At 47.4% G+C, this 2,502-nt stretch carries 3 protein-coding genes; all 3 read left to right on the forward strand.

The genetic code is table 11. From position 1 onward, the window contains the following. The first annotated feature begins 83 nt into the window (after positions 1-83). The 3 genes from tnpA to tnpC all read left to right on the forward strand — a co-directional run bounded on the left by tnpA (position 84) and on the right by tnpC (position 2,396). Positions 84-377 carry an IS66 family insertion sequence element accessory protein TnpA gene (gene tnpA, locus AN394_RS21030; RefSeq protein WP_055022508.1) on the forward strand — a complete coding sequence of 98 codons (294 nt, stop codon included), beginning with the start codon at positions 84-86 and terminating at the stop codon, positions 375-377. Beyond that, on the forward strand, positions 374-730 hold the full coding sequence (tnpB, locus tag AN394_RS21035) for an IS66 family insertion sequence element accessory protein TnpB (RefSeq protein WP_055022509.1): 357 nt from the start codon (positions 374-376) through the stop codon (positions 728-730). Before tnpA ends, tnpB begins: the two co-directional genes overlap by 4 nt. A 106-nt stretch (positions 731-836) precedes the next feature. After that, a complete protein-coding gene (gene tnpC, locus AN394_RS21040) occupies positions 837-2,396 on the forward strand; it encodes an IS66 family transposase (protein ID WP_408003023.1) in 1,560 nt (519 codons plus the stop codon). The last annotated feature ends 106 nt before the right edge of the window (positions 2,397-2,502 follow it).

Raw genomic sequence — 2,502 nt, forward strand, 5'->3', positions numbered from 1 at the left:
TGTAACCGTAACAGCAACCACACCTAGGCATGTTTTTGCAGATGGCCTAATTTATCACCACGTTTCAACTAACGAGGTGATTTATGAGTCGTACCCATCGCAGCCATGCTCAGTGGCTTGAGCTGTTCGAAGCATTTGAGCAAAGCGGTCAAACCCAAGCAGCATTTTGTACAGAACGAGATTTAAACCCAGCATACTTTAGCAAGCGTCGTCGTGAGCTGCTCGAACAAAACGATAACGGTTTTGTGCAAGCGCAACAAGTGATGCAGACGAACCATCATTCACTGACGCTAAATTATGGCGGCCTAGCACTTACCTTGCCGCTGCACGTTGAGCCACATTGGTTGGCGCAGTTAGTGAAGTCGCTTGCTGCATGAAAATGTTCGTAGAACCTTCGGCGATTTATTTGTATAAGCAGCCGGTTGATTTTCGGAAAAGTATCAATGGCCTCAGTGCCATTGTCGAAGCCGAAATGGAGCTGCCGGTGTTTAGCGGTGCGCTGTTTGTATTTTGTAATCGCCAGCGCGACAAAGTCAAAGCACTGTACTGGGATAAAACCGGTTTTTGCTTGTGGTACAAACGCCTTGAGAAAAACAAGTTTAAATGGCCGCGTAAGCTCAACGGTAGTGTGTTAAACCTGTCACCACAACAGTGGCAATGGCTACTTGAAGGCCTTGATATTACGCTCATGAAAGGCCATCAACCGCTGCATTTTAGCAGCACAATATGATCCTAAATTGCCTTATAAGGATCCTGCATAACAGCTGATGATCGAACACCAATCGGTCTAAGAGAACCCTTTAAAATAGCGGATTACAGCAGGTAGATGGGGTATAATGTGCCCCATGAAAACACACGATAAAAAGCCACTCCCAGATGATGTTGAGAGCCTGAAAAAAATGGTTCTCAAACTGCAATCTGAAAATCAAGGGTTACAGCAAAAGCTACGCCACATGATGGAGCAATGGCAATTATCGCTACAAAAGCGCTTTGCCGCGAGTACGGAAAGTTTACCTGGTCAAGGCTCGTTGTTTAACGAACTTGAAGCATTGCTTGAACCTGAAGTAGATGAAATCGCCGCTGACGCAACCATTACTTACACGCGTAAGAAAACACGCCGGCCAAGCATTGATGCTTCATTGCCGCGTGAAGACGTGCTTCACGATATTCCTGACGAAGATAAAGTCTGCGATTGCTGTGGCCATGACTTGCACCGTATGGGTGAAGAAACCAGCGAAGAGCTTGAATTTATTCCGGCGACCATTAAAGTGCTGCGCCACGTGCGGCCGAAATACAGCTGCCGCTTATGTGAAAAGCACGGCACTGAAACGACCATTAAAATCGCACCGGTGCCGCTAAGCATTTTACCAAAGAGCATTGCCAGCCCAAGCTTACTTGCACAAATTATCAGCGCCAAGTTCCAGTTTGGCTTACCGCTTTATCGCCAAGAAGCCTTATTTAAGCAGTTCGGTATTGAACTGAATCGCCAAACCATGAGCCGTTGGCTCTTAAAAGTGAGTGAAAAGCTCAGGCCGATATACCAGCGAATGCATGACATACTACTTGAGCAACCGATGCTGTGGGCGGATGAGACGACGGTGAACGTGCTCGATGTCGATAAATCCAAGTGTTACATGTGGGTGTATGGTTGTGGCACCGACAAACCTAAACCCGACGGATCACCCAATATCGTTTTGTACGACTACCAAGATGGTCGTGGCAGCTCACATCCAGTTCACTTTTTGCAAGGCTACCAAGGCCCGTTGCAAGTGGACGGTTATCAAGGCTATGAGAAAACCGATGCACAGCTTGCTGGTTGTTGGGCGCATGCACGGCGTAAGTTTATTGAAGCCAAGGCCGTACAAGGCAAAAATAAAACCGGTAAAGCTGACCAAGCGTTGAGTTTTATCCAAAAGCTCTATGGTATTGAACAGCGCATTCGCGACTACACCATTGAAGCCAAGCATGCAGCCCGGCAAGAGCTGTCGCTGCCAATCATGAATAAACTTAAAGACTGGCTCGACAAGTCAGCACTTAGCGTCAATAACCAGTCGCTGCTCGGTAAAGCCATTCATTACACGCTCGGGCAATGGAGCAAGTTACAGGTATATTTAGCCAACGGTGCTGTCGCTATCGACAACAATCGTGCAGAACGCGCCATTAAACCGTTCGTTATTGGCCGCAAAGCTTGGCTGTTCTCAAAATCACGCGGTGGTGCACAAGCCAGCGCCATACTCTATAGCGTGGTTGAAACCGCCAAAGCCAACGGCCTCATGCCGGTGGATTACCTCATGGCTCTGTTCAAGCAATTGCCACTGATAAGCGATGGCGATGATCTGGACCATCTGCTACCTTGGAATATCTCATTAAGCGTTAATACGGCGGCAACGGAGTAAAACTGATCAGCCCTAGCGCCAATTACTTGGCCGGTTAAATGGTCAACAAAATTGATCCACCCGAGAAAACCAATTACCGTTAATGTGTGCTATTAGTTACGCTTAC

Source organism: Pseudoalteromonas sp. P1-26 (assembly GCF_001401795.1).
GTDB lineage: Bacteria > Pseudomonadota > Gammaproteobacteria > Enterobacterales > Alteromonadaceae > Pseudoalteromonas.

Excerpts from the sequence above, each read along its gene's own strand:
- tnpB (WP_055022509.1), top strand. The coding sequence starts at position 374 with ATGAAAATGTTCGTAGAACCTTCGGCGATTTATTTGTATAAGCAGCCG.
- tnpA (WP_055022508.1), top strand. The coding sequence starts at position 84 with ATGAGTCGTACCCATCGCAGCCATGCTCAGTGGCTTGAGCTGTTCGAA.
- tnpC (WP_408003023.1), top strand. The coding sequence starts at position 837 with ATGTGCCCCATGAAAACACACGATAAAAAGCCACTCCCAGATGATGTT.